The sequence below is a fragment of the Kitasatospora sp. McL0602 genome, assembly GCF_052076145.1.
GTDB lineage: Bacteria > Actinomycetota > Actinomycetes > Streptomycetales > Streptomycetaceae > Kitasatospora.
Map to the genome: position 1 here is coordinate 4,482,867 of NZ_CP197246.1, position 26,979 is coordinate 4,509,845.

Annotated in this window: 31 protein-coding genes, 1 tRNA gene and 1 pseudogene; 15 read left to right on the plus strand and 18 right to left on the minus strand. The window is 70.5% G+C overall.

Annotation, left to right across the window (positions count from 1 at the left end):
- Window positions 1-8: 8 nt before the first annotated feature.
- The 3 genes from ACR68M_RS20500 to htpX all read left to right on the plus strand — a co-directional run bounded on the left by ACR68M_RS20500 (window position 9) and on the right by htpX (window position 4,155).
- Window positions 9-1,562, plus strand: a complete 1,554-nt coding sequence (locus ACR68M_RS20500; RefSeq protein ID WP_441245570.1) for a complex I subunit 4 family protein — start codon at window positions 9-11, stop codon at window positions 1,560-1,562.
- Window positions 1,563-1,625: 63 nt separating this feature from the next.
- Window positions 1,626-3,173, plus strand: a complete 1,548-nt coding sequence (locus ACR68M_RS20505; protein ID WP_441251663.1) for an NADH-quinone oxidoreductase subunit N — start codon at window positions 1,626-1,628, stop codon at window positions 3,171-3,173.
- A 118-nt stretch (window positions 3,174-3,291) separates the two neighbouring features.
- Complete coding sequence (gene htpX / locus ACR68M_RS20510; RefSeq protein WP_441245571.1) at window positions 3,292-4,155, plus strand: zinc metalloprotease HtpX; 864 nt, start codon at window positions 3,292-3,294, stop codon at window positions 4,153-4,155.
- A gap of 1 nt (window position 4,156) precedes the next feature.
- Here the strand turns inward: htpX and ACR68M_RS20515 are convergent, their stop codons facing one another.
- Entirely contained in the window at window positions 4,157-5,689 is a 1,533-nt protein-coding gene (locus ACR68M_RS20515) for a tetratricopeptide repeat protein (RefSeq protein WP_441245572.1), read from the minus strand.
- Between the two features lie 126 nt (window positions 5,690-5,815).
- Here ACR68M_RS20515 and ACR68M_RS20520 point away from each other — a divergent pair, with 126 nt between their 5' ends.
- Both ACR68M_RS20520 and ACR68M_RS20525 read left to right on the plus strand, forming a co-directional pair.
- A complete protein-coding gene (locus ACR68M_RS20520; protein ID WP_441245573.1) occupies window positions 5,816-5,938 on the plus strand; it encodes a hypothetical protein in 123 nt (40 codons plus the stop codon).
- 225 nt (window positions 5,939-6,163) lie between these two features.
- Window positions 6,164-6,565 (plus strand): YccF domain-containing protein, encoded by a 402-nt coding sequence (locus tag ACR68M_RS20525; protein ID WP_441251664.1) that lies wholly within the window; start codon window positions 6,164-6,166, stop codon window positions 6,563-6,565.
- A gap of 39 nt (window positions 6,566-6,604) precedes the next feature.
- On the opposite strand, the gene ACR68M_RS20530 is transcribed toward ACR68M_RS20525, so the two are convergent.
- The gene (locus ACR68M_RS20530; protein WP_441245574.1) at window positions 6,605-7,537 is read right to left on the minus strand and encodes an esterase/lipase family protein; all 933 of its coding nucleotides are present in this window, start codon (window positions 7,535-7,537) and stop codon (window positions 6,605-6,607) included.
- 228 nt (window positions 7,538-7,765) lie between these two features.
- Between ACR68M_RS20530 and ACR68M_RS20535 the strand changes: the two genes are divergently transcribed.
- On the plus strand, window positions 7,766-8,971 hold the full coding sequence (locus ACR68M_RS20535; RefSeq protein WP_441245575.1) for a PucR family transcriptional regulator: 1,206 nt from the start codon (window positions 7,766-7,768) through the stop codon (window positions 8,969-8,971).
- Here the strand turns inward: ACR68M_RS20535 and ACR68M_RS20540 are convergent.
- The gene (locus ACR68M_RS20540) at window positions 8,940-9,359 is read right to left on the minus strand and encodes a nuclear transport factor 2 family protein (protein ID WP_441245576.1); all 420 of its coding nucleotides are present in this window, start codon (window positions 9,357-9,359) and stop codon (window positions 8,940-8,942) included. The two genes, ACR68M_RS20535 and ACR68M_RS20540, sit on opposite strands and share 32 nt — an antisense overlap.
- Before the next feature lie 126 nt (window positions 9,360-9,485).
- On the opposite strand from ACR68M_RS20540, the gene ACR68M_RS20545 reads away from it, so the two are divergent.
- Window positions 9,486-10,448, plus strand: a complete 963-nt coding sequence (locus ACR68M_RS20545; protein WP_441245577.1) for a GlxA family transcriptional regulator — start codon at window positions 9,486-9,488, stop codon at window positions 10,446-10,448.
- A gap of 21 nt (window positions 10,449-10,469) precedes the next feature.
- Here the strand turns inward: ACR68M_RS20545 and mug are convergent, their stop codons facing one another.
- Window positions 10,470-11,027, minus strand: coding sequence for a G/U mismatch-specific DNA glycosylase (gene mug, locus ACR68M_RS20550; RefSeq protein ID WP_441245578.1), 558 nt, complete (start codon window positions 11,025-11,027; stop codon window positions 10,470-10,472).
- A gap of 137 nt (window positions 11,028-11,164) precedes the next feature.
- On the opposite strand from mug, the gene ACR68M_RS20555 reads away from it, so the two are divergent.
- Window positions 11,165-11,638, plus strand: a complete 474-nt coding sequence (locus ACR68M_RS20555) for a hypothetical protein (RefSeq protein WP_441245579.1) — start codon at window positions 11,165-11,167, stop codon at window positions 11,636-11,638.
- 138 nt (window positions 11,639-11,776) lie between these two features.
- On the plus strand, window positions 11,777-12,517 hold the full coding sequence (locus ACR68M_RS20560) for a hypothetical protein (protein ID WP_441245580.1): 741 nt from the start codon (window positions 11,777-11,779) through the stop codon (window positions 12,515-12,517).
- Window positions 12,518-12,912: 395 nt separating this feature from the next.
- Here ACR68M_RS20560 and ACR68M_RS20565 read toward each other — a convergent pair whose 3' ends face one another.
- The gene (locus ACR68M_RS20565; protein ID WP_441245581.1) at window positions 12,913-13,395 is read right to left on the minus strand and encodes a RidA family protein; all 483 of its coding nucleotides are present in this window, start codon (window positions 13,393-13,395) and stop codon (window positions 12,913-12,915) included.
- Between the two features lie 359 nt (window positions 13,396-13,754).
- Between ACR68M_RS20565 and ACR68M_RS20570 the strand changes: the two genes are divergently transcribed.
- Complete coding sequence (locus ACR68M_RS20570) at window positions 13,755-14,177, plus strand: ester cyclase (RefSeq protein WP_441245582.1); 423 nt, start codon at window positions 13,755-13,757, stop codon at window positions 14,175-14,177.
- An 83-nt stretch (window positions 14,178-14,260) separates the two neighbouring features.
- Here the strand turns inward: ACR68M_RS20570 and ACR68M_RS20575 are convergent, their stop codons facing one another.
- From ACR68M_RS20575 to ACR68M_RS20590, 4 genes and pseudogenes are all read right to left on the minus strand, one after another.
- Entirely contained in the window at window positions 14,261-14,503 is a 243-nt protein-coding gene (locus ACR68M_RS20575) for a hypothetical protein (protein WP_441245583.1), read from the minus strand.
- 399 nt (window positions 14,504-14,902) lie between these two features.
- Entirely contained in the window at window positions 14,903-15,073 is a 171-nt protein-coding gene (locus tag ACR68M_RS20580; protein ID WP_441245584.1) for a hydrophobic protein, read from the minus strand.
- 246 nt (window positions 15,074-15,319) lie between these two features.
- A complete protein-coding gene (locus tag ACR68M_RS20585; protein WP_441245585.1) occupies window positions 15,320-16,897 on the minus strand; it encodes a SpoIIE family protein phosphatase in 1,578 nt (525 codons plus the stop codon).
- Between the two features lie 131 nt (window positions 16,898-17,028).
- Window positions 17,029-17,157 (minus strand): annotated as a pseudogene (locus tag ACR68M_RS20590) (NAD(P)-dependent dehydrogenase); the annotation flags it as partial.
- Between the two features lie 139 nt (window positions 17,158-17,296).
- On the opposite strand from ACR68M_RS20590, the gene ACR68M_RS20595 reads away from it, so the two are divergent.
- The 3 genes from ACR68M_RS20595 to ACR68M_RS20605 all read left to right on the plus strand — a co-directional run bounded on the left by ACR68M_RS20595 (window position 17,297) and on the right by ACR68M_RS20605 (window position 19,162).
- Window positions 17,297-17,902, plus strand: coding sequence for a flavodoxin family protein (locus ACR68M_RS20595; protein ID WP_441245586.1), 606 nt, complete (start codon window positions 17,297-17,299; stop codon window positions 17,900-17,902).
- 76 nt (window positions 17,903-17,978) lie between these two features.
- Complete coding sequence (locus tag ACR68M_RS20600; protein ID WP_441245587.1) at window positions 17,979-18,440, plus strand: SRPBCC family protein; 462 nt, start codon at window positions 17,979-17,981, stop codon at window positions 18,438-18,440.
- A 281-nt stretch (window positions 18,441-18,721) separates the two neighbouring features.
- Window positions 18,722-19,162 (plus strand): STAS domain-containing protein, encoded by a 441-nt coding sequence (locus tag ACR68M_RS20605; RefSeq protein ID WP_441245588.1) that lies wholly within the window; start codon window positions 18,722-18,724, stop codon window positions 19,160-19,162.
- On the opposite strand, the gene ACR68M_RS20610 is transcribed toward ACR68M_RS20605, so the two are convergent.
- Window positions 19,121-19,858 (minus strand): hypothetical protein, encoded by a 738-nt coding sequence (locus ACR68M_RS20610; protein WP_441245589.1) that lies wholly within the window; start codon window positions 19,856-19,858, stop codon window positions 19,121-19,123. The two genes, ACR68M_RS20605 and ACR68M_RS20610, sit on opposite strands and share 42 nt — an antisense overlap.
- 618 nt (window positions 19,859-20,476) lie before the next feature.
- Window positions 20,477-20,965, minus strand: a complete 489-nt coding sequence (locus ACR68M_RS20615) for a YajQ family cyclic di-GMP-binding protein (protein WP_441245590.1) — start codon at window positions 20,963-20,965, stop codon at window positions 20,477-20,479.
- Between the two features lie 216 nt (window positions 20,966-21,181).
- On the opposite strand from ACR68M_RS20615, the gene ACR68M_RS20620 reads away from it, so the two are divergent.
- Window positions 21,182-21,263 (plus strand) — tRNA-Tyr (locus ACR68M_RS20620).
- 166 nt (window positions 21,264-21,429) lie between these two features.
- On the opposite strand, the gene ACR68M_RS20625 is transcribed toward ACR68M_RS20620, so the two are convergent.
- The 7 genes from ACR68M_RS20625 to ACR68M_RS20655 all read right to left on the minus strand — a co-directional run bounded on the left by ACR68M_RS20625 (window position 21,430) and on the right by ACR68M_RS20655 (window position 25,386).
- Window positions 21,430-21,828 (minus strand): hypothetical protein, encoded by a 399-nt coding sequence (locus ACR68M_RS20625; RefSeq protein ID WP_441245591.1) that lies wholly within the window; start codon window positions 21,826-21,828, stop codon window positions 21,430-21,432.
- Window positions 21,829-21,857: 29 nt separating this feature from the next.
- Window positions 21,858-22,814 (minus strand): hypothetical protein, encoded by a 957-nt coding sequence (locus ACR68M_RS20630; RefSeq protein ID WP_441245592.1) that lies wholly within the window; start codon window positions 22,812-22,814, stop codon window positions 21,858-21,860.
- The gene (locus tag ACR68M_RS20635) at window positions 22,811-23,002 is read right to left on the minus strand and encodes a helix-turn-helix transcriptional regulator (protein WP_441245593.1); all 192 of its coding nucleotides are present in this window, start codon (window positions 23,000-23,002) and stop codon (window positions 22,811-22,813) included. The genes ACR68M_RS20630 and ACR68M_RS20635 overlap by 4 nt, the downstream gene beginning before the upstream one ends.
- Window positions 22,999-23,799, minus strand: coding sequence for a replication initiator (locus ACR68M_RS20640; RefSeq protein WP_441245594.1), 801 nt, complete (start codon window positions 23,797-23,799; stop codon window positions 22,999-23,001). The genes ACR68M_RS20635 and ACR68M_RS20640 overlap by 4 nt, the downstream gene beginning before the upstream one ends.
- Before the next feature lie 173 nt (window positions 23,800-23,972).
- Window positions 23,973-24,449 carry a hypothetical protein gene (locus ACR68M_RS20645; RefSeq protein ID WP_441245595.1) on the minus strand — a complete coding sequence of 159 codons (477 nt, stop codon included), beginning with the start codon at window positions 24,447-24,449 and terminating at the stop codon, window positions 23,973-23,975.
- A complete protein-coding gene (locus ACR68M_RS20650; protein WP_441245596.1) occupies window positions 24,446-25,012 on the minus strand; it encodes a helix-turn-helix domain-containing protein in 567 nt (188 codons plus the stop codon). The genes ACR68M_RS20645 and ACR68M_RS20650 overlap by 4 nt, the downstream gene beginning before the upstream one ends.
- Window positions 25,009-25,386, minus strand: coding sequence for a type II toxin-antitoxin system RelE/ParE family toxin (locus ACR68M_RS20655; RefSeq protein WP_441245597.1), 378 nt, complete (start codon window positions 25,384-25,386; stop codon window positions 25,009-25,011). Before ACR68M_RS20655 ends, ACR68M_RS20650 begins: the two co-directional genes overlap by 4 nt.
- Window positions 25,387-26,126: 740 nt before the next feature.
- Here ACR68M_RS20655 and ACR68M_RS20660 point away from each other — a divergent pair.
- Window positions 26,127-26,693 carry a universal stress protein gene (locus tag ACR68M_RS20660; protein ID WP_441251665.1) on the plus strand — a complete coding sequence of 189 codons (567 nt, stop codon included), beginning with the start codon at window positions 26,127-26,129 and terminating at the stop codon, window positions 26,691-26,693.
- Window positions 26,694-26,979: the final 286 nt, after the last annotated feature.

A 26,979-nucleotide genomic window follows, 5' to 3' on the forward strand; every position in this document is an offset into this window, starting at 1 on the left:
AGCCCCCGATGAACGCAGTCCTCATCGCCCTCCTGCTGCTGCCGCTGGCCGGCGCCGCCCTCACCCTGCTGCCCGCCGGGGCCGACCGGGCCGCCGACGACCGGCGCGCGCTGCGCCTCGGCACCGCCGTCACCGGCCTCACCCTGCTGCTCACCGTCGCGCTCGCGGCCGGCTTCGACCACGACCGGCCGAGCCGGATGCAGGCCGTCACCGACGTCAGCTGGATCCCGGCGATCGGCGTCCGGCTGCACCTCGGCGTGGACGGCATCTCGCTGCCGCTGCTGGTGCTCACCGCGCTGCTCACCTTCCTCTGCGCGCTCTACTCCACCAAGCGGCTGCCGAGCGGCGAGGGCGTCCCCGGCGCGCGGGCGTTCGTCGGGCTGCTGCTGCTGCTCGAAGTCGGCATGCTCGCCACCTTCGCGGTGCTCGACCTGCTGCTCTTCTTCCTGTCCTTCGAGATCGTGCTGATCCCGATGTACTTCCTGATCGCCCGCTGGGGCAGCGGCCGCAAGGCGCCCGCAGCCAACCGGTTCATCCTCTACACCCTGCTCGGCTCCGCCGTGATGCTGCTCGGCTTCCTGCTGATCGGCACCTCCGCCGGGACGTTCGACATGACCCGGCTCGCCGCCGCCCACGGCAGCGGGCTCAGCCACACCACCCAGGTCGTCGCCGCCCTCGCGATCGTGGTCGGCCTCGCCGTGAAGGCCCCCGCCTGGCCGCTGCACAGCTGGCTCCCGGACGCGCACACGGCGGCCCCCACCGTCGGCTCCGTACTGCTCGCCGGTGTGATGCTGAAGATGGGCACGTACGGTCTCGTCCGGGTGCTCCTCCCGATCGTGCCGGGCGGCGTCCAGACCTTCGCCCCCTACCTCGGGGCGCTCGCCGCCGTCGGCATCGTCTACGGCTCGCTCGCCTGCCTCGCCCTCGCGCGGCCCGGCGCCAAGGGCGACCTCAAGCGCCTGATCGCCTACTCCTCCGTCGGCCACATGGGCTTCGTGCTGCTCGGCATCGCCTCCCTCACGCCGACCGGCGTCAACGGCGCGCTGTTCGCCAACATCGCCCACGGCCTGATCACCGGCCTGCTCTTCTTCCTCGTCGGCGCTCTCAAGGACCGGTACGGCACGGCGGATCTGGACACCCTCGCGGGTGCCACCGGCGCAGCCCTCTACGGCCGCGCACCGCGCATCGGCGCGCTGCTCGCCTTCGCCGCCGTCGCCAGCCTCGGCCTGCCCGGCCTGGCCGGCTTCTGGGGCGAGCTGCTCGCGATGTTCGGCGCCTTCGACCCGGCCGCCGGCCTCTCCCGGCCGGCCTTCGTGACGTACATGGTGATCGCCGGTCTGGGCACCCTCCTCACCGCCGCCTACCTGCTGGTCGTCGTCAGGCGCGTCTGCATGGGCGATCCGAAGCAGCCCGGCACCGCCACCGACCTCCCGGACATCCGCCCGTACGAGGCCGTCAGCTGGACGCCGCTCGCCGCGCTCACCCTGCTCGCCGGGCTCTGGCCCGCGCTGCTCCTCGGGCTCTCCGACCCGGCCGTCAAGCACCTCCTCGGGGGTGGCTGAGACATGTACAGCTACAGCTACAGCTCCGCATTCGGTCCGCACGAGCTACTGGGGCAGCCCGCCATGACACCGCACGCCGTCAGTGAGCTCGCCGTCGCCGACCCGGGCGGCCTGATCCAGTCCGTCGACTGGGTGGCCATCGCGCCGCCGCTGATCGCGGCCCTGGCCGCCCTCGCCGTCCTGCTCGCGGACCTCCTCCTCCCGGCCGCCCGCAAGAAGGCCCTCGGCTGGCTCACGGCGGGCGGGCTCGCCCTCGCCCTGCTCGCACTCATCCCGCTCACCTCCGGTGACACCCGGTCGACGTTCTGCCTACGGAACGTAGCAGGCGCCACCGACAACGCCGCCTGCTCGTACGTCGCCGACCACTTCGCCCTGGTCTTCCAGCTGATCGCCCTCGGCGGCGCGCTGATCGCCGCGCTGCTCTCCGTCCACACCGTGGAGGACGAGAAGCTGCCCGGCGGCGAGTACTGGTTCCTGCTGCTCAGCAGCGCCGCCGGTGCCGCCCTGCTGCCCGCATCGCGTGACCTGGCGACGCTGATCATCGCGCTGGAGGTCGCCTCGCTGCCCGCCTTCGCCCTGGTCGGCCTGCGCCGCGACGGCCGGGGCGCGGAGGCCGCGCTCAAGTTCTTCCTCTCCTCCGTCACCGCGACGGCCGTCATGCTGCTCGGCGTCAGCTTCGTCTACGCCGCCACCGGCAGCCTGCACCTGACCGCCGTCGCCGACGGCCTGCGCCAGGCGCCCGGCCAGCTCAAGCCGCTCGCCGAGGCGGGCGCCGCGCTCACCCTGGTCGGTTTCGCGTTCAAGCTGGCCGCCGTGCCGTTCCACTTCTGGGTGCCGGACACCTACGTCGGCGCTCCGCTGCCGGTGGCCGGGTACCTCTCGGTGGTCGGAAAGGCGGCGGGCCTCTCCGGCCTGGCGCTCGTCACCACCATCGCCTTCCGCCCCTACGGCCACACCTGGGGCCTGGCGCTGGCCGTCCTCGCCGCGCTCACCATGACGGCTGGCAACGTCGCCGCACTGCGCCAGCGCTCCGACACCCGGCACAGCGCCGTCCGCCTGCTGGCCTGGTCCTCCGTCGGCCAGGCGGGCTACCTCCTCGTCCCGATCGCCGCCGCCGGGTACTCGGCGGGCGCCGACTCGCTGGGCGCGACGGTCGCGTACGCGCTGATCTACGGCGTGGTCAACCTCGGCGCCTTCGGCGTCGTCGCCGCCGTCAGCCGCACCGCACCGGCCGCCCGGCTGGACGACTACCGGGGCCTGTTCGCCCGGCGCCGCTGGACGGCCCTCGCACTGGCCTTCTTCCTGCTCTGCCTGGCCGGGCTGCCGCCGGGCGTGATCGGCCTCTTCGGCAAGGTCGTGGTCTTCCGCGCCGCCGTCGACGCCGGGCTCGGCTGGCTGGCCGTGATCATGGCCGTCAACGTCGTCATCGCGCTGTACTACTACCTCACCTGGACGGCGAAGCTCTTCGCCCCGGCGGAGGGGACAGCCGTCGAGCAGCGTCGCCAGCCCGCCGCCCTGACGGCGACGCTGGCCCTGACGGCCTCCGTCGCGGTGGTGCTCTCGGTGGCCCCGCAGCTCGTCCTCCGGGTGGTCAGCGGCGGACTGTTCTGACCGGATGTGGTGCGTAGGGGAACCGTCCAGGGAACGAAGACGGCTCGTCCCTCCGTTGATCCCAGCAGAGGGACGAGCAGAGAAGGCTCCCCACCGCACCACATGGAGAGGGCCTGCCGTGCGTCACCAGCACAACGGGTTGAGGACGGCCGCGCTGATCGGCGGCCTGTCGGCACTGATCCTGGTGATCGGCAGCTTCTTCGGCCGCACCGGCTTCGTGCTGGCCCTGTTGGTCGCACTCGGCACCAACGCGTACGCGTACTGGAACAGCGACAAGCTCGCGCTGCGCGCCATGCGGGCCCGCCCGGTGAGCGAGATCGAGGCGCCGGTGCTGTACCGGATCGTCCGTGAGCTCTCCACCGCCGCCCGCCAGCCGATGCCGCGCCTCTACATCTCCCCGACAGCGGCCCCGAACGCCTTCGCGACCGGCCGCAACCCGCGCAACGCCGCCGTCTGCTGCACCGACGGCATCCTGCGGCTGCTGGACGAGCGCGAGCTGCGGGGCGTCCTCGGGCACGAGCTGAGCCACGTCTACAACCGGGACATCCTGATCTCCTCGGTGGCGGGCGCGCTCGCCTCGGTGATCATGTTCCTGGTCAACTTCGCCTGGCTGATCCCGTTCGGCCGCAGCGACGACGACGACGGCCCCGGGCTCTTCGGCATCCTCGCCATCATGATCCTCGGGCCGCTGGCCGCCGGCCTCATCCAGCTCGCCGTCAGCCGCTCCCGCGAGTACCAGGCCGACGCCGACGGTGCCAGGATCACCGGCGACCCGCTCGCCCTCGCCGGCGCCCTCCGCAAGCTGGAGACCGGCACCCAGCAGCTCCCGCTGCCCCCCGAGCCCCAGCTCCAGACCGCCAGCCACATGATGATCGCCAGCCCCTTCCGCCCCGGGGAGGCCGGCGCCCGGCTCTTCTCGACCCACCCCCCGATGGCCGAGCGGATCGCCCGGCTGGAGCGGATGGCCGGCTACCGCAGCTGACCTACGGCCTGTCGGACAGGCCCTGGGCCCCCGCCGGGCCCAGCCCGCCGAACAGCCCGCTGGCCTTCCGGCGGGCGTCGTCCGCCTCGACGTGGCGGCCCAGCTGGGTCAGCGCCTCTCCGAGGTCCTTCAGCGCGGTGGCCTCCTTGTGCACCTTGTTGAGGCGGTGGAAACCCTCCGCTGCCCGCAGGTGGGCGGCGATCGCCTCCTCGAACCGGGCCAGCCGGTACAGGGCGTTGCCCAGGTCGTTCGTCGACAGCGCCTCGCCGTACCGGTCGTCCAGCCGCCCGTAGGTCGTCGCCGCCCGCCGGTGCGCCCGGACGGCCTCCTCGAACTCGCTCACCGAACGCAACGCGTTGCCTTCCGCGTTCAACACCGAAGCCTCGCCGTACGGGTCGTCGAGGGCGCGGTACATGTCCGCCGCGCTCCGGTACGAGGCGATGGCCTCCTGGAAGCGGCCGGTCCGGGCCAGCGCGTCGGCCACCCCCCTCAGGGCGGTGACCTCGCCGTACCGGTCCGGTAGCTTCCGGTACTCGGCGGCAGCGCGCTGGAAGGCGTCGATCGCCTCGGTGTACCGCTCGGCGTCCAGCAGGGCGCGGCCCCAACTGGCCAGCGCCTCGGCGCTGCTCCGCTCCTCCAGGGCGGCCCGCAGCCGGCGCAGCTCCTCCTGGCTCACCCTGGCCGCCTGCTCGGCGTACTCGCGGGCCGCGTCCGACTCCTTCAGCCGCTGCTCGTACTCGGCCTGCTCCTGCTCGTACTCGCCCTGCCCCTCGCCCTGTTCCTGCCCCTGCTCCTCCGCCTGCTCCAACCGGTGCTCCGCGCGGGAGCGCTGCTGCCCGGCCTCGTTCACCCGGCGCTTGGCACGGGCGAGCGCCTCCTTGAGCTGGCCCACCCGCCGTTGCAGCTTCTCCAACTCGGCGCGGAGCTGCTGGTTCTCCTCCTCCACGGAGTCCAGGACGACGCTGTGCCGGGCGGCCTGGGCCTGCCGTTCCAACTCGGCCGTCCGCGCGGCCACCGTCGCCTGATCAGCGCACTCGGTGACCCGGTGCAGCTCCTCCTCCAGCAGCCTGACGGTCTGTTCGGCCTGGTCCTGCCGGCGACGGGTGCTGACGACGTTGTCCCGCAGGGACTGCACCTCGGCCACCGAGGGGGAGACCGCCCGTTGCGCGGCGCGGTGGAGGCCCCTGATCCGCTCGCGCGCCTCGACGGTCAGCGGCGTGCCGGTGTCGCGGTCCACGTCGACCATCAGCCGGTCGACGAAGGCGGCGCCGGGCACCATCCGCCCGCTGAACCAGCGCGACAGCGTCGCCTTGTTCCAGTTGATCGAGGCCGCGTAGCCGATCAGCGTGTTGTCCAGCCGGCGGGCCAGCATCCGCAGGCTCTCGGCCAGTTCGCGGACGGGCTCCGGCAGGTCGGGGTCGATCTCGCTGGTGAAGATGATCCGGCGGCGCGTCGGCCGGTCCGGAGACGTCCGCGGCACGGGCAGCAGTGGCCCGGCCGAGGGGTCGGTGTCGTCGGTGTCGTCGCAGCCCACGACGGCCTCCCGGTGTTTCGCTGGAAGCCGCAACGCGGTGAGGGTTACGGCAAGTGGGTGCATCCAAACAGGCTGGCCGCACGGCCGCGTCGGATTCCGGCCGGGTGCCGAAGGAGGCCTGGATCAGTGAAGAGCGTTGAACGACAGGGGCGTTGGGCCCGACTGCGCGGGTGGTCGCGGGTGAACGGTTGGCAGCTCACCGGGGTGCTGCTCACGGTCGCGGGGCTGGTGATCGAGGCCGTCAAGTAGCTGGGCCCGCGCGCCCGGGGTCAGGTCGGAGTGCACCGTCTCCGTCCTGACCTCGGGCGTTCGGGTGTCCGGGGGCTGGTCGGGCCACTGATGGCATGACCGGGGCAAAAGTGGTCGTACCGGAACATGACGGACCGATTCTGGCCGAAACAGGTGCGTTCCTGGCCGACCCTGCCGTGGCCGATCTCCACGACTGCGGGGCCCGGCCGTGGCAGGCTGGGGGCCATGAAGGTGATTGAATTCGTGCTCAACGTGCTCTGGCTGATCTTCTGCGGGATCTGGATGGCCATCGGCTACGCCGTTGCGGGGATCATCTGTTTCGTCCTGATCGTCACCATCCCATTTTCGATCGCGTCCTTTCGCATCGCCGGCTATGTCCTGTGGCCGTTCGGGCGGACGACGGTCGAGCGGCCGGACGCGGGCGCGCCGTCCTGCGTCGGCAACGTGATCTGGCTGGTGTTCGCGGGGTGGTGGCTGGCGATCTGCCACCTGGTGACGAGCATCCCGCTGTTCCTGTCGATCATCGGCATCCCGTTCGGCTGGGCGAACCTGAAGATGATCCCGATCTCGCTGATGCCGCTCGGCCGCGAGGTCGTCCCCACGGACGAGCGCTTCGGCGGCCGCTGACCGCCGTCCGTCCGGGCCGCCTGTCGGTACGTCGGTACGTCAGGGCGTCAGGCGGCAGCCCGTCGGCGTGGCGTGGGCCGGGTCGAGGACGTTGGTCACCTCGTGCAGCACGACCGGGTCCACCTGCATGGTGGCGTGCTCGGCGAGATCGGCCCAGCAGAGGTCCTGGACAAGGACGTTGCGTACGTTCGGGCCGCTCAGGAACTGCGAGGAGACCGGGGTGACGACGAAGTCGTACCGCGTCGCCAGGACGGTGTACTCCACGCCGGGCACGGTGTCGCCGCCCGCGTTGGTCTGCCGGAGGAAGTCCGAGCCGGGCACCTGGTCGAGGCAGGCCCTGCACCAGCGGCCGAACAGGGCGTCCGTCGCCCCGGGGATGCCCTTGGCGAGGGTGGCCAGGCCGTCGAGGGTGGTGCCGTGGCTGGACGGGGAGAGCGCGACGAACCGGCCGGTCCGCGCGGCGCCGCCCAGGTACTTGAGGTAGTAGCGCGGCATCAGCCCGCCCTGCGAGTGGCCGACGATGTCGACCTTCGCGGCGCCGGTCGCGGCCAGCACGCCGTCGACGAAGGTCTTCAGCTGGGCGGCCGATTCGGCGGCGGGGCCGACGGCGGCCAGCAGCGGCACGCCGGGCATCCGGCCGTAGGTGGGGGCATAGACGCAGTAGCCCTCGGAGGCGAGCAGCGGTGCGAGTTCGATCCAGTTGAGGGTGGCGTCCACGAAGGTGCCGTGGACGAGCACGATCGGCCGGGGGTGGGCCGAACTCGGCTTGCACGCCCAGTCGTTGGCGCCCGGCAGGGCGGTGGCCTGGAGTGCCTGCGCGGCGGCGACCGCGGCGGCCGGGTCGGTGGCGGACGGCGAGGGGACGGCGGCTGCTGACGGCGAGGCGGCGGCGGGGGCGGCGGCCACTGCGGCGAGCAGGGCGCCGGTCGCGAGCGCGGCGCCGCCGCGCCGCAGGAGGGTGCGGACGGACATGCGGTGTCCTCCATGGGGGTGGGGGAGCCCGGCGGTACCGGGCCGGGCTGTATCACAGCACCGCTCCGGCGGCCCGGGGCAGTACTCGGCGGTAACACGTTGCGGGCCCCTAACCACCGGCCGCCCCGGCTGTGCTCGCCGCACAACCCCGCTGCACGAAGGCTGTTGCCGTCCGCCGATCCGTGCCACCCTGTCCTGTCCCGGTCGGCGGCGGGAGGAGGACAGGGCGTGAGCGGTGTCGCCGGGCTCCTCGCCGAAGTCCGCACGGAGCTGGAGAGCCGGCTGCCCGCCGTCTCCCGGCAGCTGGCCGAGGAAGTGCTGCGCCAGGACGCCGCGTACGCCGAACTGGTCGGCCCGGAGGAGCTGCGCCGCCGCATCCGGCACAACCTGCACCAGGCCCTCGACGGCATGCTCCGACACGCCTCCGGCCACCCCGTCGACCTCGCCGACGCCGCCGCCACCGGCCGCCACCGGGCAGGCCAGGGGCTGCCGTTGGCCTCCCTGCTGTACGCGTACCGGCGTGGCGGGCGGTTGATGTGGGAGACGCTGGTCGAGGTGGTCTCCGCCCGCGATCCGGCCCGCCTGCCCGAGCTGCTGCCCGGCGCGGGCGATCTCTGGGAGGTGCTCGACCTGACCGCCGACGCCATCGCCGCCTCCTACCGCGAGACCGACGCGGCCCGCGCCGAACGCGACCGCGAGCGTCGCTACGCACTTCTGGACGCCCTCCTCGACGGGTCGGGCGTCGGCGCGGGCCTGCTCTCCGAGGCGGCGGCCCAGCTCGGCCTGCCCGAGCGCGGCCGCTACGCGGTCGTCGCCGTGCGCGGCGGCACCCAACCACCCGCCGGCGCAGGTGCCTCGGCCACCTCCGACGGCGGTCTGCGGATGCTCCGGCGGCCGCGCGCCGACCTGGAGCTGACCCTGGTCGCCCTGCGCGGCCAGAGCCTCACCGAACTCGCCCGCACCGTGAGGGAGTTCGCCCTTCGAGCCGGAATCAGCCCCGTCGTCGGATCGCTCGCCGAGCTCGGCCGGGCCCGCTGGCTCGCCGAACTCGCCCTGCGGTCCTGTGCCGGGGACGGTCCGGCCCTGCTCGACGATCACCTACCCGCCGCCCTGCTCGCCGCCGAACCCGAACTCGCCCACCGCCTCGGCGTCGTCGTGCTCGGTCCGGTGCTCGAACTCCCCTACGCCGAACGGGAGACGCTGCTCACGACCCTGGCGGCCTGGCTGACCGAGGGCGGCTCGGCCACCGCGGCGGCGGGGCGCCTCTACTGCCACCGGAACACCGTCCTCAACCGCATCCGCCGCCTCGAACGCCTCACCGGCCGCACCCTCGCCGACCCCCGCCACCTGGTCGAACTCTCCCTCGCCGCAACGGCGGTGGGTCGGCTGGGCGCCGGAGCGGTCAGCCCAGCAGCCGCCGCTCGGCCGCACTGATCGCCAGGTCGTTGATGCTCGCGTAACGCCGGGCCATCAGGCCGTCCGGTGCGAACTCCCACTGCTCGTTGCCGTAGCTGCGCCACCACTGGCCCGCCGCGTCATGCCACTCGTACTCGAAGCGGACGGAGATCCGGTTGCCGGTGTGGGCCCAGAGCTCCTTCCGCAACCGGTAGTCGAGCTCGCGGTCCCACTTCGCGCGCAGAAAGGCGGTGATCTCCGCCCGGCCGCTCAGGAAGACGTCGCGGTTCCGCCACTCGCTGTCCTCGGTGTACGCGAGGGCGACGCGCTCCGGGTCGCGGCTGTTCCAGGCGTCCTCGGCGGCCTGGACCTTCTGCAGGGCGGTCTCCGTGGTGAACGGCGGGAGGGGCGGCTTCTGGCTGTTCATGGTTCTCCGTAACTCAGCGTCGCTTCTGTGCTGCTCAGACTCTGACAGCCGCGCGCGGGCCGCCGCCATGTCCGAGGAGACGCCTTCCCCACAGATCCGGACACCTGCACGGCCTATCCTCGGAGGATGACCACCAAGCCGGAGCCGACGCCGAAGCCCCGCGTCGCCGTGCTCGCCTACGACGGGGTCAGGTTGCTGGACGTCGCCGCGCCGCTGGAGGTGTTCGCCACCACCGGTGCGTACGAGGTCGTGCTCTGCTCCCCGGGCGGGCAGCCCGTCACGGCCGCCACCGGGACGGGGCTGGCGGTCACCGCCGACGCCTTCACCGTCCGCGCGGACACCGTCGTGGTGCCCGGCTCGCCCGGCCTGCCGCAGGGGATGCCGCCCGCGAGCCTGGTCGAGGCGGCCGCCGCCCTGGCCGCCTCGGCGAGCCGGGTCACCTCCGTCTGCACCGGCGCCTTCCTGCTCGCCGAGACCGGCCTGCTCGACGGCCGCCGGGCAACCACCCACTGGCGGCACGCGGCCACCCTCGGCCGCCGCTACCCGAGGATCACCGTCGAGCCGGACGCCATCTACGTACGCGACGGGCACGTCCTCACCTCCGCAGGCGTCAGCGCCGGGCTCGACCTCACCCTCGCGCTGGTCGAGGACGACCTCGGCCCGGCGACCGCCCGCGAGGTGGCCCGCGATCTGGTCGTCTTCATGCAACGGCCGGGCGGCCAGTCGCAGTTCTCCGTACCGGCCCGCACCCCGCGCCCCCGGCACGACGCGCTGCGCACCGCCCTGGACGCCGTCGCCGGCGACCCGGCGGGCGACCACTCGGCCGCTGCCCTCGCCGCCCGCGCGGGCACCAGCACCCGCCAACTCGCCCGCCTCTTCAGGGCGGAGCTCGACACCACCCCGTCGGCGTACGTGGAACTCGTCCGGGTCGAGGCCGCCCGAGGGCTGCTGGAGGCCGGCGAGTCCGTCGCGGGCGCCGCCCGCCGCTCGGGCCTCGGCAGCGACGAGACGCTCCGCCGTGCCTTCCTCCGCCACCTCGGCGTCCTGCCCTCGGCCTACGCGTCCCGCTTCCGCCGACCCCGCCCGTAACTCCCTTGCCGCACAGGCGAGTTAGGCCGCGTCGACCTCCTCGCGGAGCTTGCGGAACTCGGCCGCGATGGCGTCCAGCGAGTAGTGGGCGTTCAGGCCGCTGGGGTTGGGCAGCACCCACACCTGCGTACCGCCGATCCCCTCCGGCTGGCGGCCGACCACCGCGCGGGGTCTGCCGAAGCCCGTCCGGTACGCGCCGATGCCGAGCACCGCAAGGGCCTTGGGGCGCAGCAGGGTCACCCGTTCGGTCAGGGCCGCGCCGCCGGCGCGGTACTCGTCGGCCGTCAGCTCGTCCGCCTTGGCGGTGGTGCGGGCGACGACGTTGGTGATGCCGAGGCCGAGCGCGAGCAGCTCCTGCTGCTCGTCCGGCCTGAACTGCCGTGGGGTGAAGCCGGATCGGTGCAGTGCGGGCCAGAAGCGGTTGCCGGGCCGGGCGAAGTGGTGGCCGGTCGCGCCCGACCACAGGCCGGGGTTGATGCCGCAGAACAGTACGCGCAGCCCGGGGGCGGAGATGTCGGGGATGTGTGCGTCCTGCGCGGCGGCCAGCTGTTCGGCGGTGGGCCGGGGCGGAGTGGTCATGGGGCCAGTCTGCCGGACCCCGGTCGGGCGGAGTGTCGGGGCGGCGGGGCCGAATTTCCACCGACATCCACAGAGAATGCATAGTTAGTTCGAATATTCGCAGGACTGCACCCCTGGCCGTGGCACAGAATGACTGAATGTCATACGAACTGAGGGCCGTGATCGCGGCTGTCGACCTGCTCAGGGTGGTGGCGGCCGAAGTCCCGACCGCGCAGATCGCCGAGTTGAAGCAGGGCCTGGCACTCATCCCGATGACGGACCGGCTGCACGACGCCCTGCACGACCCGGAACGGCCGCGCGAGCCCGGCTTCACGTACTTCCCCGGCGGCTTCGGCCACCGCCTCGGCGCCTGGTCGCAGGCCGGGCCGATCGCCTACGTCGAGGCCGAGTACTTCGGTGGCGTCGGCAGCCAGCACGCGGCGGTCTGGGTGGACGGGAAGATCGACTTCGGCCCGGTGAGCTCCAGCCGGGTCGGCCCGGCCCCACGTGCGGACGGCCCGATCTCGCTGGCGCTGAGCCGGATCGGTGCTCAGAAGTCCTATGGGCACGACGAGTTCGAGGCCGTCGGGCTCATGCGGCACCGTCAGCTGACGGACTGGCCGACACGCTGAACGCGACTCGCCGGGGCGGGCCCGCGCCCCGTCCGGGCTCGGCACCATTCGGCGTATGAGTAATGGCCGGGGGTCCTCGGGTGGCTCAACGTGAAGTGCAGGCAACTGCCTGAACTTCACTGAGAGGAAACGCAAGTCATGCGTGCCACCTGGACGGCCGCCGTGCTGACTGCAGCTCTGGGCCTCACCACAGTCACCACGGCGTCCGTCAACGTCGCCAGCGCTGCCGACATCGCGAACGCGACCGCAATCACCCGTACCGCCACCGCTTCCCAGCACCCAGGGGTCGGCCACCATCCGGTCGTCGCCCACCTCCCCACGGCCGGAGTCCCCGCCGTTCCCGACCCCACCCAGGCCCTCGACGTGCTCGGTGCGCTCGGCGGAGTCCTCAAACTCGTCACGGGCCTGGTCTCCACGGCCACCTCGGCGCTGCCCGTGCCGGACCCGGCGGCGTTGCAGAAGCTGCTGGCCGACCTCCAGTCCGCCGTGCAGGATCTTCTCGGCAAACTCCCGGCCCCGCCGGCTCTCCCCACGACACCCACCCTCCCCGGAGCCCCATCCGTGGGCGCGCCCTCCGTCCCCCCGGTCCTGCCGGGAGACATGCCGCGCACGCTCTCCGGGGGCCTCCCCGTCCCGGTCCCGGCCCCCGCGCCGGGGCTCCCCGTCCCGGCGCCCGTGCCCGCCCCCGCGCTCCCGGTGCCCGCCGTCCTGAGCCCGGCGGACGCCCTGGCCAAGCTCAAGAACGACGCAGCCGACCTGGTCGCCGCCGCAACGGCGGCCAAGTCGGACCCGGCCGCCGTCAAGAACCTCGTCGGCCCGCTCTCGACCGACGCCGTCGCGGCGACCACGGCCACCGCGACGAGCCTCGCCACCGGCTGAGTCACCGGCCGACCGAACGACAGTGGGGCCCGGACCGCGCACGGTCCGGGCCCCACTCACGTCTGCTCAGCGGTAGTCGACGTACTGCACGAGCGCCGCGCTGCCCTGCGAGTCAGTGCCGTTTTCCGCCCGCATGTGCCCTGGATGTGCCTCGACTCGCACCAGTTTTCGGTGCTGTACACCGAGGGCGCGGCCACTGTAGCGGCAGGTCAGCCAGCAGCGGGCGAGGTGCTCGTCGCCGCCGTCGGCGCCCGGTTGAGCCGGGGGCGGAGCAGCTCTGCGAGCTGAGCGGCGGCCAGAGCTGCGATCAGCCGGGCCTGGTCCTCTGCGGAGATCGGAACGACTGCCAGAGCAGGGGCCGCTTCTGTGGACCCGGTCTCCGGCTGGCGGCGTGCTCAATCAGTGATTTCGATCTCGGCGGCGATGATGACCGGGAGGTCGAGGGGCAGGACGGTCACGCCGATCGCGGTGCGGGCGTGAGCGCCGACTTCGGAGCCGAAGAGGGACAACACCAGTTCGGAGCAGGGGTTGAGGACACGGGTGGTTCCCGGAAAGCCCGGGTCCGCGTTCACGAAGCCGCTGATGCTGAGCCAGGCGGCGATCCGGTCCAGGTTGCCGAGCGCCCGGCGGAGATCGCCGAGCAGAGACAGGGTCGACAGGCGGGCTGACTCCTGCGCCTCCTCAAGCGTGACCTGGCTCGGCACCCGCCCGTAAGGACCGACTGGAGCTCCGTCGAGCCCGAGTGCCCCGTGTCCGGAGGCGTAGGCACGGTTGCCGTGGAGGCGGACCCAGGCAAACGGCAGTTCCAGCCCCGGAGGGGCCTGCACTGCCGGCGGAAGCTTCAGACCCGACTCTGCCAACAACTGCTCGACAGACAAGGTTCGCTCCAAGCTCGGGCTTTCCAGCCTGCCGCAGGCGAGCGGGCAGGGCGGGCGACACACGGGAGAGCTCACCCTTCTGGCTGTCGCCATCGCTGTCGCCACGAGCAACGCTGCTGCTTCGAAGCCGGTCCGGTACACCGGCAACGAGCGACACCACAGGTGTCCGCTGTCCGAAGCTGCCGAACCGGACCTGCTGCCGGCCCGCCGCGACGCACCGGAGATGACTGGTCCACCCACGCCGACGCCTGACGTCCAGACGGCGGAACCCCGCGCGCGGCGCTCATGGCGCGCTGGTCGACTGGTCACAGCACCGCGAAGAGCCGCGCGGACCAACCTAGACCTGCAGGGGAACGCCGATGTCCACCGAAGAGAACAAGGCATTGGTCCGTCGCTTCTATGAGGAAATCGACAAGGGCAATCTGGAGGTGTTGGACGAGCTGGTCGCCGAGGACTACCTTGACCACTCCCCGCCGCCGTTCCCCTTCCCGCCCGGACGCGAGGGCCTCAAGCAGGCGTTCCGGTTGTTCTGGGAGGCGACTCCCGGCCGCCACCAGATCGAGGACCAGCTCGCCGAGGGCGACAAGGTCGTCACCCGGCTCACCTCCTACGGCGTGCACGAGGGCGACCTGCCCGGCATCCCCGCCACGGGCCGGAAGCTGCGGATGACATCGATCACCATCCACCGGATCGAGCACGGCAGGCTCGCCGAGAAGTGGGCGGACAAGGACAACCTCGGCCTCCTGCAGCAGCTTGGGGTTATCCCTACCCCGGGATCGTAGGCAGTCGGCGCGGGCCTCGGCGGCAGCCTGTCCCCGGTCGGGAAGGCCGGCCGCCGCCGAGGGGCGTTCTGTGGTGCGGGCGGTCACTTGGGGCTCCGGGCTCGGGCGGCGGCGACGGCGGCGGTGATGCGGCCCTCGCGGACGTCGGTGTCGGCGGCCTCGGTGATCAGGTGGAGCATTTGGGCGCGTTCGTGGCAGGGCAGGGTCTGCCAGTCCGCCTCTGCGGTCGCCAGTGCGGTGGCCAGGTCGTCTGGGATGGAGTGCGGGGTGGCTTCGATCGCGCGCAGGCGCCAATCGGCAGGTCTGGCAGAGCGTCGCAACTCCATGATCGCCAAGACCTGTGGCTGCTTTGCCGCCGGGGCCGTCCCGCACCTATCTGCGCGACCTGTAAGGCGCGCTGGTACTTCAGCCGGTCAGGGCGTCGAGGCCGCGCAGATAGTCGCCGCGCAGATAGTCACCGAACCCGCCGCTGGCGCGGGGGGTCGCGGCGCGCGGACGTCGCCACCGGGCTGTGGGAGGTGCGTCCGACGCGGTAGCCCGCAACTTCGAGCGTGGTGACCAGGGCCTGGTCCTCGCCGACGGCGATTGGTTGGAAGCCGCCGACCGCGCGGTAGGCGTCGCCGCTGCGTGCGCACCGACCGGGCCTGGCAGTGTGACGGCGTACCGCATGTGCAGGGTCATCCCGCACCTCCTTGAAACAACGCGGGCGGCCACGCGCGGTGCCGCTACCAGCGGTACCAGCGGCCTCGGCTGCCCGCGCTGCTGGTGCCTCGCGCCACGAACCCGAGCAGCCAGACCACCAGCACGACGATCGCCACCCACCACAGGACCTCCAGCGCGAACCCGGCGCCGAAGAGGATCAGAGCGAGCAGCAGCACGAGCAGAAGGGGAACCATCGTCAGCAACCTCCACAGTCGGTCGGTCGTTCCGGACACGAACTCGTCTGCCCGGCACGGCCGTCCCCATGCACGTTCACAAGGCCGATGACGCGCCGCCGGGCTCGGCCACGTACGGGAGGACCTGAAGGCTGACGGCCTGGTGCCAGCCGTTCACTGTCCGCGCCTGGTCCCGGGAGCGGTCCGCCGCCGCACGTCTCCCAGCTCCTGGGCCCGATCGCGGGGGCACCACCGCTTGGGGAGCTGTCAGCGGCTGATGTGCAGGACGCAGATGTCGTCGCGGCGTGTGTCCGGGGCGGTGAGCGCCCGGACGAGCCCGTCGAGGCGAGCGTGAGCGTCGGCGTGGGCCAGGGCGGCCCGTGCCAGTCGGGCGAGTCCGTCGTCGATGGGCTCGGCGGGGGTCTCGACCAGGCCGTCCGTGTAGAGGTACAGGTGGTCTCCGGGGAGCAGGTGGAGCCGGGCCTCTTGGTAGACGGGCGTGCTGGTGGCGCCCAGCAGGACACCTTCGGGGGTGGGAAGGAACCGGGCTTCGCCGTCGCGTACCAGGAGTGGCGGCGGGTGGCCGGCCCGGACCCAGGTCAGGTCGGAGGTGGCGGGGTGGTAGACGGCCATGATCATGGTGGCCGTGTTGCAAGTCCGCTCCGTTGTGTGGAGCAGCAGCGTGTTGAGCCTGGCGAGGACGGCGGGCAGGGGTGTACCGGTGATGGCCATGCCTTTGGCGGTGAAGCGCAGCAGCGCCATGGTGGCCACTGCGTCGAGTCCGTGGCCGGCGACGTCGCCCACGACGAGTAAGGGGTTGCCGTCTGGCAGTTCGATGGCGCTGTACCAGTCGCCGCCGAGGTTGAGTCCTTCCTGGACGGGCTGGTAGGCGACGTCGACGGTGAGCCCGTTCAGGTGCAGCAGTTGCTGGGGCACCGGCAGCAAGGTTTCTTGGAGGCGGTGCGCGAGTTCGCGTTCGGCGGCCAGCAGGCTCTGCTGGGCGAGTGCGTTCTGCTCGTGTTCCAGCAGTTGCTGTTCGGCGTGCTTGGCGGTGGTGATGTCCTGGAAGAAGCCGTGGACGTGGACCGGGTGGCCGTTGGCGTCAGTTTCGGTCTCGGCGACCATCTGCACATGCCGCACCGGTCCGTGGGGCAGCTGGATGCGGAAGGTGTGGTCGATCGGCTCGCCTGTTTTCAGCAGGAGCCGGACGGCGTCGTTCAGGGAGGCGCGGTCGTCGTTCTCGGCATGAGCGGCCAGGTCTTCCAGCGCCATCGGGCCCAGCGCCCGGTCCCGGCCGAAGATCGAGTACACCTCGTCGGACCAGGTGATCTCGCCGCGTACCAGGTCCCGGTCCACCCAGCCCATCCGGCCCTGACGCTGCATGAGCGCCAGCCGGCGCTGCTCGCGTTCGCCTGTGTCCAGGCGGTTCCAGGAGACCACCAGCCCGTCTTGGCAGGGCGCGGCCCGCACGCTGTACCTGGACAGGTGGGGGATTCCGGCGGCGGCTTCCTCGTACTCCAGCTCGCCCTGCCAGCCGGCCCCGGTGTTCAGTGCCCGGAGGTAGCCCTGCCACAAGGGGGTGCCGGCGACGGCCGGGTACATCTCCAGGACGCTCCGCCCCACGAGTTCGGGTCCTCGGCGTCCGGCGATGTCGACTGCTTCGGGCGAGGCGGCGGCAAAGCGGAAGTCCGCTACCTCGCCTCTCTGCCCGTACTCGGGCCGGAGCAGTGCGACCGAGCCGGGAAGACAGGCCAGGACCTGCGGGGCCACCGCCACGGTGAGGTGGCCGCTCGATGCCCGGTCAGGGCCTTGGCCCGGGACAACGGAATCCTCAAGGTCCGTCATGCACCGAGCATGTCACACGTGTGCCCGTCCGCGGCGGCAGGAGAGGCGGCTTCCTCGGACCGGTCCCGGGGGCCGGTGCGTGCAGAGAGATCAGCCGTGCCCCGACCGGGGAGCGTGCCCGATCGGGTGGGTCAGGGCAGCGGGGTGCCGCCGGTGGCGTTGAGGATCTCGGCGGTGATGTAGGAAGCCTCCTGGGAGGCGAGGAAGACGTAGGCGGGGGCCAGGCGGGTGGCCTGTCCGGCGGGCTCGCTCGGCCGGCCCGCTGCCGGGGGCCACGCGGCAACCGCCCCGCTCAACCCTCTTCAAGGCGTTCGAGACGGCCGGTGACGGGGCGTCCACCGAGAAACGCACTCGTCGGCACCGGTCATGGCGGCCAGGAACCGGGGTAGCCGACGGCGCATGCGAGCTCTCATCATCAACTGCACGCTCAAGGCCTCTCCCGAGAAGTCCAACACCGAGGCACTGGCCGCCGTCGTCGGCGGTGAACTCACCAGCCGCGGGGTCCAGGTGGCGACCGTCCGCGCGGTCGACCTCGATCTGCGGCCGGGGGTGAAGACCGACATGGGCGACGGTGACCAGTGGCCCCAGGTCCACGACAAGCTCATCGCCGCCGACATCCTGATCATCGCCTCCCCCACCTGGGTCGGACGGCCGTCCTCCATCGCCCAGCGCGTGCTGGAGCGAATGGACGCGATGATCTCCGAGACCGACGAAAACGGCGTACCGGTCGGCTGCGGGAAGGTCGCCGGAGTCGTCGTCACCGGCAACGAGGACGGCGCTCACCACGTCATCAGCGAGATCTGCGGCGGCCTCGTCGACATCGGCTACACGGTCCCCGCCCAGGCGTGGACCTACTGGCACCTCGGCCCCGGGCCCGGCCCCGACTACCTCGACGCCGAGAAGGGCCACGCCTGGGCCCACACGACCGGCCGCACCATGGCCGCCAACCTGCACCACGTCGCCTCCGCCCTGACCGGCCGTCCCTGGCCCGCCCCCGCCCAATAGCGCTCGCAGCGCATGGCCGAGCGGAAGCTGGGCAGGCGCCCGGACAGTCCGACCACGAGACCACGGAGGTTCCGCGATGAGCATGGTGCAGGAACAGATCGACGTGGACGTCCCGCTGCACACCGCCTACAACCAGTGGACGCAGTTCGAGGACTTCCCCCGCTTCATGGAGGGTGTCGAACAGGTCACCCAACTCGACGACCGCCACAACCACTGGACGACCAAGGTCGCCGGGGTGACGCGCGAGTTCGAGACCGAGATCGTCGACCAGCTGCCCGACCAGAAGATCGCCTGGCGTACGACCGGCGGCGAGGTCCAGCAGATGGGAGTCGTCACCTTCGAGCGCCTCGACGACCGGCACACCAGCGTCCGCCTCGCCATCGACTTCGAGCCCGAGGGTGTGGCCGAGAAGGCCGCCGACGCCATGGGCATGGTCGACCGCAGGGTCAAGGGCGACCTGCGGCGCTTCAAGTCCTTCATCGAGGATCGCGGCGTCGAGGAAGGCGGCTGGCGGGGCCGCATCACACCGGGCGGCTGACCAGCCGGTGGTGTCGGGCGGTGCGGGCCGAGTGGCCGGCCCGCACCGCCCGACACCAGCTTCGAAGCCAGCCCGCTCCCGGTGCCCGCCCGCGCGGCGGTGGGCCCCGAGCATGCCCAGGAGGGTCCGGCTCAGCACCGTGTCGCAGCCGCCGAACAAGCCGTCCTCGACCTCCTCAGCCGGCCATGAGCACCGCCCGCGCCAGGATCACGGGACACTACGTCCCGCCGGACGGCGCAGTGCCGACGTGAGAGGGCCGGCCGGCCGCCCAGAATTCGACCGTGCATCCCGCCCAGAACCCCACGCCGGAACCGCCACGGCCGTTTTCGGGGCCGCACACCGGAATCGACGCCCCCTCACCGGGGCTCCGGATCGTCAGCCCGGCCGGTGACCTCGACCGCGACACCGCACCTGCGCTCCGCGTCCAGCTCTTCCACGCGATCGAGCAGGACAGGGTCGACACCGTCGTGATCGACTGCAGCGACGTCCACTTCTGCGACTCCTCCGGGCTCAACGCCATGCTCCATGCCCGGCTGATCGCCCTCGAAGCCGACGTAGAGCTGCGCCTGGCTGCCCTCCCGCCGCAGGCCGCCCGGCTCCTCGCGGTCACTGGCGCCGACGAGGTGTTCCTGATCGACGAGGCGGTGCCCGGCGGCGGCACGTCGGAGCGGGCTGCTGGTTCAGTGCAGGGCACTGACGGCTCGGGCGATCACGAGGAGTGAGGTGATCAGGGCTGCGATGCTCTCGATGCTCATCAGGAGTTTCGCGCGGCTGGTGAGCGGCATGGTGTCGGTCGGGCTGAACGCGGTCGAGTTGGTCACCGATACGTACAGGTAGTCGATCAAGGCGGGGGTCCAGTCGCTGGAGCGGCTGGACCCGTCGGCGATCTCCTCGACGGCATCGTGGTTCTCGTCCTGGGAGAAGCGGAAGTCGGCGAGAGGCAGTTCGGAGCGGGGCGCCTGGGTACGTACGACGGGCCCGCCCCGGTCAAGCTCCCAGAAGGCGAGACCGAAGACGATGACGTCGGTCGCCCACACCTGGAGCGCTGCGAGCAGCAACGACCCGCCGTCCTTGACCTCGGTGGACACCAGGGCCTGTACGAGCAGGCCCAGCACGATCAAGTTGCTGATGCCGATGATGCCGACCAAGGTCAGTGACAGCGTCCGGGAGAGGCGGTTCTGCCGGGTGAGGCGGCGCGGATTGACGGCGATCAGCGGGATCAGAAGCACGACCTCCAGTGCGGGCAGCACATAGCGCGGACCGACGAGCAGGGGTTCAGGCAGTGCCAGATAGAGAAGCGCGGCGGCCAAGGTGGCGATCACCCCCGGCAGTCGGGCCTCTCCCCTGCGCTCGTGGCGCGGGTGCCGCCGGGGGACACCCGGCCGCCGGTCGTAGCTCTTCGGATGGTCTGCGGTCATCGCGCCCATGCCTCCTCGATCAGGTGACTGGTGAGGCAGCGTTGAGGCAGCCCGTTCGTTCCGCCTTGCGGCCACCAGCGTTGCCAACGGCCGCGGCTGCCCACCGGGCTCGTGCCCGGGGCGATGAAGCCGAGCAGGGCCATCACGACGACGAAAATCCCGCTCAGCCGAGAGGATCCTCAGAACGAACCCCGCACGGCGTCATGGCACCCATCAGCAGTAGGAGAAGCCGTACCGCAGTACAGCTCCCTCGCGTCCGTTTCGCACATCGTCTGCCCCGCCGATGTGTTGATAAGCGCAGTCCGGGCGCGGACCTCCAGAAGGAGTCGGCCAAGGTGTCGGCAGGACCAGGAGATAGCGGTGGCCCGATCGCAGCCGAAGGTGCGGCTGCGGACAGCCACGTACTTGGTGGTGTCGCCTCAGCGCTCCTCGCAGTCGACCGACTGCAGAAGTGGCTCGGCCATGCCAAGCCGTCGATCACGCTCAACCCCTACACGCACCTGTGGCCGGACGAGGAGGACACAACGAGGGCGGCGACCGATGCTGTCTTCAGCAATGCGCCCTCAATGTGCCCTCCCCGACCGAAAAGCTAGTGTTTCCGCTGGTCAGCGGGGTCTGCTAGCGGTAGTTGACGAACTGGATCGCGAACTCCAGGTCCTTGCCCTTGAGCAGGGTCTGGATGGTCTGCAGGTCGTCACGGCTCTTCGAGCTGACGCGCAGCTCGTCGCCCTGCACCTGGGCCTTGACGCCCTTGGGGCCCTCGTCACGGATGATCTTCGCGACCTTCTTGGCGTCGTCCTGGGTGATGCCCTCCTTGATGTCCGCGGAGATCTTGTACTCCTTGCCGGACAGCAGGGGCTCGCCCGCCTCCATCGCCTTCAGCGACAGACCACGCTTGATGAACTTGTCCTTCAGCACGTCCAGGATCGCCTTGACGCGCTCCTCGCCGTTGGCCTTCATCTCGATCTTCTCGCCCGAGCGCTTGATCTCGCCGCCGACGTTCTTGAAGTCGAAGCGGGTGGCGATCTCGCGAGCGGTCTGGTTGATCGCGTTGTCGACCTCCTGCCACTCGACCTTCGAGACGATGTCGAAACTGGAGTCGGCCATGGGTGTTGGTCTCCTTGATGCTCTGGCGTCACTGTCACCCCCCGCCCGCAAGGAGCGGAGGCTGACCCAGCCTATCCAGCGCGACCCCACCCCGCCCCCGTCGGCCACACCCACCTCTTGATCGGCACGTGACCAATGGAGTGGCGAAGCACCCCCATCCATCAGGTATCGTTTACCCAGTCGAACGGGGGCAAGCCCCCCGGAAGACACATCCCTGGCTGGTTGCCCGAGTGGCCAAAGGGAGCAGACTGTAAATCTGTCGGCATAGCCTACGAAGGTTCGAACCCTTCACCAGCCACCGGATATGGAACGACCCCTGATCAGCGGAAACGCCGATCAGGGGTCGTTTTCGTTGCCTCGAACGCCCGAGTCTGCTGAGGTGGCTGTTTTGGGTGGTTTGTCTCACTTCATCCCACCGGAATCCCGGCTCTGACCAGCAGTTCCGGACCAGGCACGGACCAGATTCAGGGGCCGGCCGGGCTCCCGGGCGAGTGCGGGCGCCGAAGCCGTTCCGCGATGAGCTGGTTGGCGTGGTCTTCGCCACCCCGGATGCACTTCGCGTACACGCGCAGCAGGACGGCGATGCTGTTTCCGGCCCGCCGTGCGCACTCGGCCGGGGGCACGCCGGAGTCCAGCCAGAGCGAGATCCCGGCGTGTCGTCCGTCGTACGGCCGCTTGGCGAGCGGGGAGTCCTGTTCCTCCGGGCTGAACACCTCAGCCCGCGCATTGGCCCAGACGACGCCGTAGCCACTCTCCTGCACCATGCCGTCCCGGAAGGTTCGGAAGAGGCGGCCGTCGGGCGCGACGCCGTGCTTGGTGATGTGATCCCGCAGCAGCTTCACCAGCTCCGGCGGGATCGGCACGGGCCGGGTGGCCTTCTCCGGGCGCCGCTTCAGCCCCCGCGAGTCGTGGGACGTGCCGTTGTCCGTCCAGGAGGACCCGACGCGGGGGCTGCTGCCATTGAGGTTGAGCTTCCCCACCCCTTCGCCGGCAGCACGCACCGGTCTTTCCGCAGGTGCACGACCTCCGCCGGGCGCATCCCCGCGTAGTAAATGCACCCGAAGAACGCCACGAGTCGCGGGCCCCGCCGTCCCTGACGGTCGACCGCAGCCAGCATCGCGGCCGCCTGCTCGGGGCTCATGACGTACTCGGGGTCGACCTCCTCCTCCACCTGTGGGGGCTGCCACTGGACCAGCGGCAGCGGGTTGGCGGTCAGGAGGCCGTCCTCCACCGCCTGACCCAGGACGTGGTTCATGATCCGCCGCTTCCGGAGGATCACCGACGGCGCCGCCCGAGTGCCGTCGAGCTTCACCGAGAGCGCGGCCAGCAGTTGCCGGACCACCTTCGGTTCTTCCAAGGCGGACACCTTGACGGAGTGCTTGGCCACCCAGGCGAGCGCTTTGGCCATCTCGGGCGGGGGCTCCTCAGCCCAGTTGTTGATGTTGAAGGCCCAGCTGTAGAGGGCCCGTCGGACGAGACGCTTGTCGGGCATGCCAGCCTTGCTCTTGACCAGCTCGAAGGTGACGCTCGCCAGTGCGTCGGCCCACGTCGTCCGGGTCTTGGCCGGGGCGCCATCCCATCGGGATTCGACGTAGTTGCGGCCGTGCTGGTACCAGTTGACGTCGTTCGCCTCCCGCAGCTCCGAGAGCGGTAGGCCAGTCTCGGTGTCGAACGGCTCGTGTGAGCGAGCCGCGAGGATGAGCTGAGCCTTCCTGCCGTCAGCCTGAGTCTTGGTCAGGAACGACTCGGAGAACTCCAGACCGGCCACGGTCCACCGGACCATGAAGGGCTTCCGCCGGTCGGTGCGCACCCTGTGCTCCCAGAACTGCACCTTGTACGAGGAGGTCACCGGGTCTCCTCCTGCGCGTCCCACCAAGTGTCGAGGTCAGCACGCTTGAAGCGCAGCTGACCGTTGGGCAGCTTGCGGCACTTCGGCGCCTTGCCCCGGGCCCGCATGCGGTAGAACGCGGCGCGGCTCATGCCGATCTCTTCCAGGACGGCGGGGAGCTTGAGGAAGCCAGCTGCGGTGGTGGTCATGCTGCCGTCCTTTCGAGGTCGGTCGAGTGGTCGGGGCCGTTGGCCAGGACGAGGGCTTGGTCGAGTTCTTGGCGCCAGCGGACGCGTTCGGCGACGGCTCGGAGGAGGCGGGTGGCGAGGGGTGTGGCGTCGGGGTCGCCGGGGCGGACGAGGGCCCAGAGGTAGCGGGTGGGGTCGGGGCGGGTGGCGGTGTCGCCGAGGACGTCCAGGACCCAGGCGCGGCGTTCGGCGCGGTGGTCGGTGAGGGTCTTGCCGGACCACTTGCGGGAGACGAGGACGCGGCGGCCGCCGTAGCCGAGGTGTTCGCGCTTGTGGGCGCGGGCGCGGCAGTTGCCGGGGTTGAGCTCGGGGTGGGCGTTCTTGGGCTGGACGCCGTAGAGCAGCCAGTTGGCGCAGGTCGGTGCGCAGGGTTCCCAGCGGAGCTCGGCGGCGAGGCGGTCGACGTGGTCGAGCTCGGGGGCGCCGGCGGGGGTGTGGCACTCGGCCACGGACTTGGTCAGGTACTTGGTCAGATACCGGACGCAGCGGGCGGCCTGTGGGGACCCGATGAGGACGCCCTGTGCGTCGAGCTGGGTGCCGAAGCGGGCGAGGTGCAGGGGTTCGGCGTCGGGGTCCTGGTCGAGGTCGTCGAGGGCTTCGTCCCAGCTGGTGAGCGGTTGGCCGTTGGCCGGGTCAAGGGCGCGCAGCGCGCCCTTGACCCGTCCCCGGCGGCCGACGCCGGGCGTGCGGGCTGGCGCCCGGTCCCGACGCGACCGCCAGAACGGGGCAGCAGGGTGGCTGGGGGCGGGCGGCTCCACGGTTTTACCCACCTGCCAGGACCGGGACCCGCGCCGAGCAAGACCGGGGGGCCACTCGGCCAAATTGCGGTCAGGCCCAAAAGCCCTGACCGAGTCGCAACAGCTTACGGCCCCCCGATCATGCCCGGCCCCAGACCAGACAGGACACCGGCCAAAACCGCTCCGCCCCCCTGTCAGTTGGATGCCGACGGAGGAGTGGGTAGAGCCATGGAAACCGCAATCGGTGTCTCTGAGCCTTGCTTGAGCAAACCCAAGGTGAGGCCTTGAAGCCCTACCCGCGCCGCCATGTCATGGATGATCTGCCGGAGGTACGGGTAAGACGCCATGATCCCGATGGTATTGCCAAATGCGCTCAAAACCGTTGGATCCGGATCGACTCCAGGCTGCAGCGAAAATTTGGCGATCACCGAAGCGGTCAGGTTGGCCACGGAATCGTTAGAGTCGCTTGCCAAATCGCACTTGATGCTGAATCTGTAGTTGATCCCATCCGGTAGCGGAAGCACCCCGGACTCAAGTGAGATGTTAACCCTCGAAGGATTCTCGTCCGAATGGCGCGACGCGCTGCATTCCTGCGTTGCAACATTCTGCAGTTCAACGGCTTGCGCAAATTCTTCCAGCTGTTCTTGTCGCACGGTGCTCTGAGTCGTCATGCGACCACCTTTGGCGTGCCTAGCGGCTGGAAGGATTTGGGTGACCTGGTCAGCCCAGGTGTAGGGTTGGACAGGTCCACTACGTGCACCTGTCCTTCGAAGTGGAACGACGACTGTGCGTCGTTGATGCTGTGCATCATCACCTCGACGAGCAGTGACCTGGTTTCACCAGCCTTTATCACCTGGACAACTTCGCGGGAATTATCCGGAGCGGGCGAGACTGTTTCAGGGGATGGCGCGCTTGGCAGTGCTGGGCTTGCCTCGCGCCCTTCAACGAGGGCTTTTCGAGGCTCGCCAGCATCTACAATCGTGAGATCCAATTCGAATCCCATAGCATGTAGATACTCTGCCAAGGTTTTAATTCTTACGTTGCCGTCTCCGCGCAGAGTCTGGTTTACGGCTGACTTGCCTACGCCGAGCTTCTCGGCGAGCTCGCTTTGAGACATTCCTGACGCCAGAAGGGCTTGATGGAGCGAACGCAAGGCTTCATGCTTCAAGCGCGCCCCCGCTAGCATTCGAGCGCCGCTGGGCGAGCTAGCCATGCGCTCATAGAGGGAAGTCATGACTCCAGGTCCTCTCGTCGAACCTTTAGGGCCATATTGATTTCCTTGTGAGGAGTCTCCTGCTGCTTCTTGTAGAATCCGTGAGTGAGTCGCAGGGCCCCGGATGGGCTTTCTTCGAGATTGAAGAAAGGCAGCCGATCTCTTCCCGCTTTGAATTCCCACATCCCATCGCGAAGCTCATTTAGCTCTCTGGGAATTTCAAGCGTCCCGCGATGGGCATAGTGTTCAAGTCGAATGAGAAGATTTGCAAGGCGGTCGAGCTCAGCGGGTTTATTTGAGGCAAGGAGACTATTGAGGTACTCGTCGGCCGGGTACCTGCCGTCAGTCATGCGCGCGGCTTCGATCATGTGGTGTGCCCCCTGCTCGTACACCACGCGTCCACAGTCTGGGCAGTCTTGCTTGATGGGTTCAGTCAAAACCGTACCCTCCTCTGCCTCGACTATGCAAGGCAACTGATGATCAAATGCCCCATTTGAGTTGACTTGGGTACGTTGCTGTGCCTGACGCCTGTCAGGTTCGGAGCGGCCCAGTCTGGCCTGAAGCCCTCGGTCTCTACGTTAGGGCAGCCAGAAGATCACCGAAACTGATTGATCCGAAAAGCCTGACGCAGCCCGTGGGGCTTCTGAGGCGCGCGCAAGTTGGCACTGTTTGGGTGAGGGTGCAGTGTGTAACGGTGACAGTGACGCACTGTGGGCGGCTGTGTCGTGGCAGATGTGTCGGAGTATCGAACCGCTACTGCTGGTTGTGTGGCATCGGAAGCGACAGGAAAGATCCGGACCAGCGGCGGACCGTGTGAGGCTGCTGGACGTGTCGCGCGAGGTCACTCCCCGTCCCGTCAGCGGTCTGTAAATCTGTCGGCGTAGCCTACGAAGGTTCGAACCCTTCACCAGCCACCGGATAACGGACCGGCCCTGATCAGCGGAAACGCCGATCGGGGCCGGTCCTGTTTTGCGTTCCGGGCCGGAACCCGCCGTGTGAGCGCCACGGCCCCCCGCTGCGGCCGTCAGGGTGGCGTACGGATCGGGTGGGTGGCCGTCAGGGGGGCGTCAAGGGTGGGGGATCAGGGGGGTGGGGGCTGTTCGACTGGTGGGGGTCGAGCGGAGTGAGGGTGGAGATGGGCAGCGGCGGCGGGGCTGGGGCTGGGGAGTCGGCGGGGCGGCGGATCGTGGTGGGAGTGGGCGGGTCGCTGGGGAGTCTGGCGGCGTTGCACCGGGCGGTCGGGGAGGCGCGGCGGACGGGGGCCGAGGTGGTCGCGGTGTTGGCGTGGCTGCCGCCCGGGGGTGAGCACGGGTACCGGCGTTCGCCGTGTCCGCCGTTGTTGGCGGCGGTGCGGGAGGGGGCGGCCGGGCGGTTGCGTACGGCGCTGGAGGAGGCGTTCGCGGGGGCGGGCGCCGGGGTGCGGCTGACGTCGCAGTTGGTCCGGGGGGAGGCCGGTGCGGCGCTGGTGGCGACGGCGGACCGGCCGGACGACCTGTTGGTGCTCGGGGCCGGGCGGGGGAGCTGGTACCGGCGGTCGGTGGCGCGGTACTGCCTGCGGCACGCGGCCTGCCCGGTGCTGGCGGTGCCGAGGCCGGCGCTGCAGCGGGAGCTGGAGTCGTACCACCGGCGGGCCGTCTGGCACCTGCGGTCCGAGCCTGCGCCACGGTGCGGTGTCGGCGGCGCTGCTCGCCTCGATCGGTGAGGCGCACCCGAGTTGGTTCGCGCTCGGCACGTACGCCGTGTTGAGCGGGGCACTCGGCGTGCGCTCGCTTCCGTCGGCCGTGCCACTGGTCGGCGGTGCGGCCTGGCTCTCCTGGACGGCTTCGTGGTCCAGCGGTACGCCGAACTCGGCTGGGCGGGCACCGCCGCCGGGTCCGCGTCCACTCCCTTCCCGCCAGTGGCTGGCGACGAGCAAGAAATTCTGACCGATGTCCACCGCTACCAGCACGACCACCACCACAGAGCCGGACCAGGCAACCGCCGAGGCC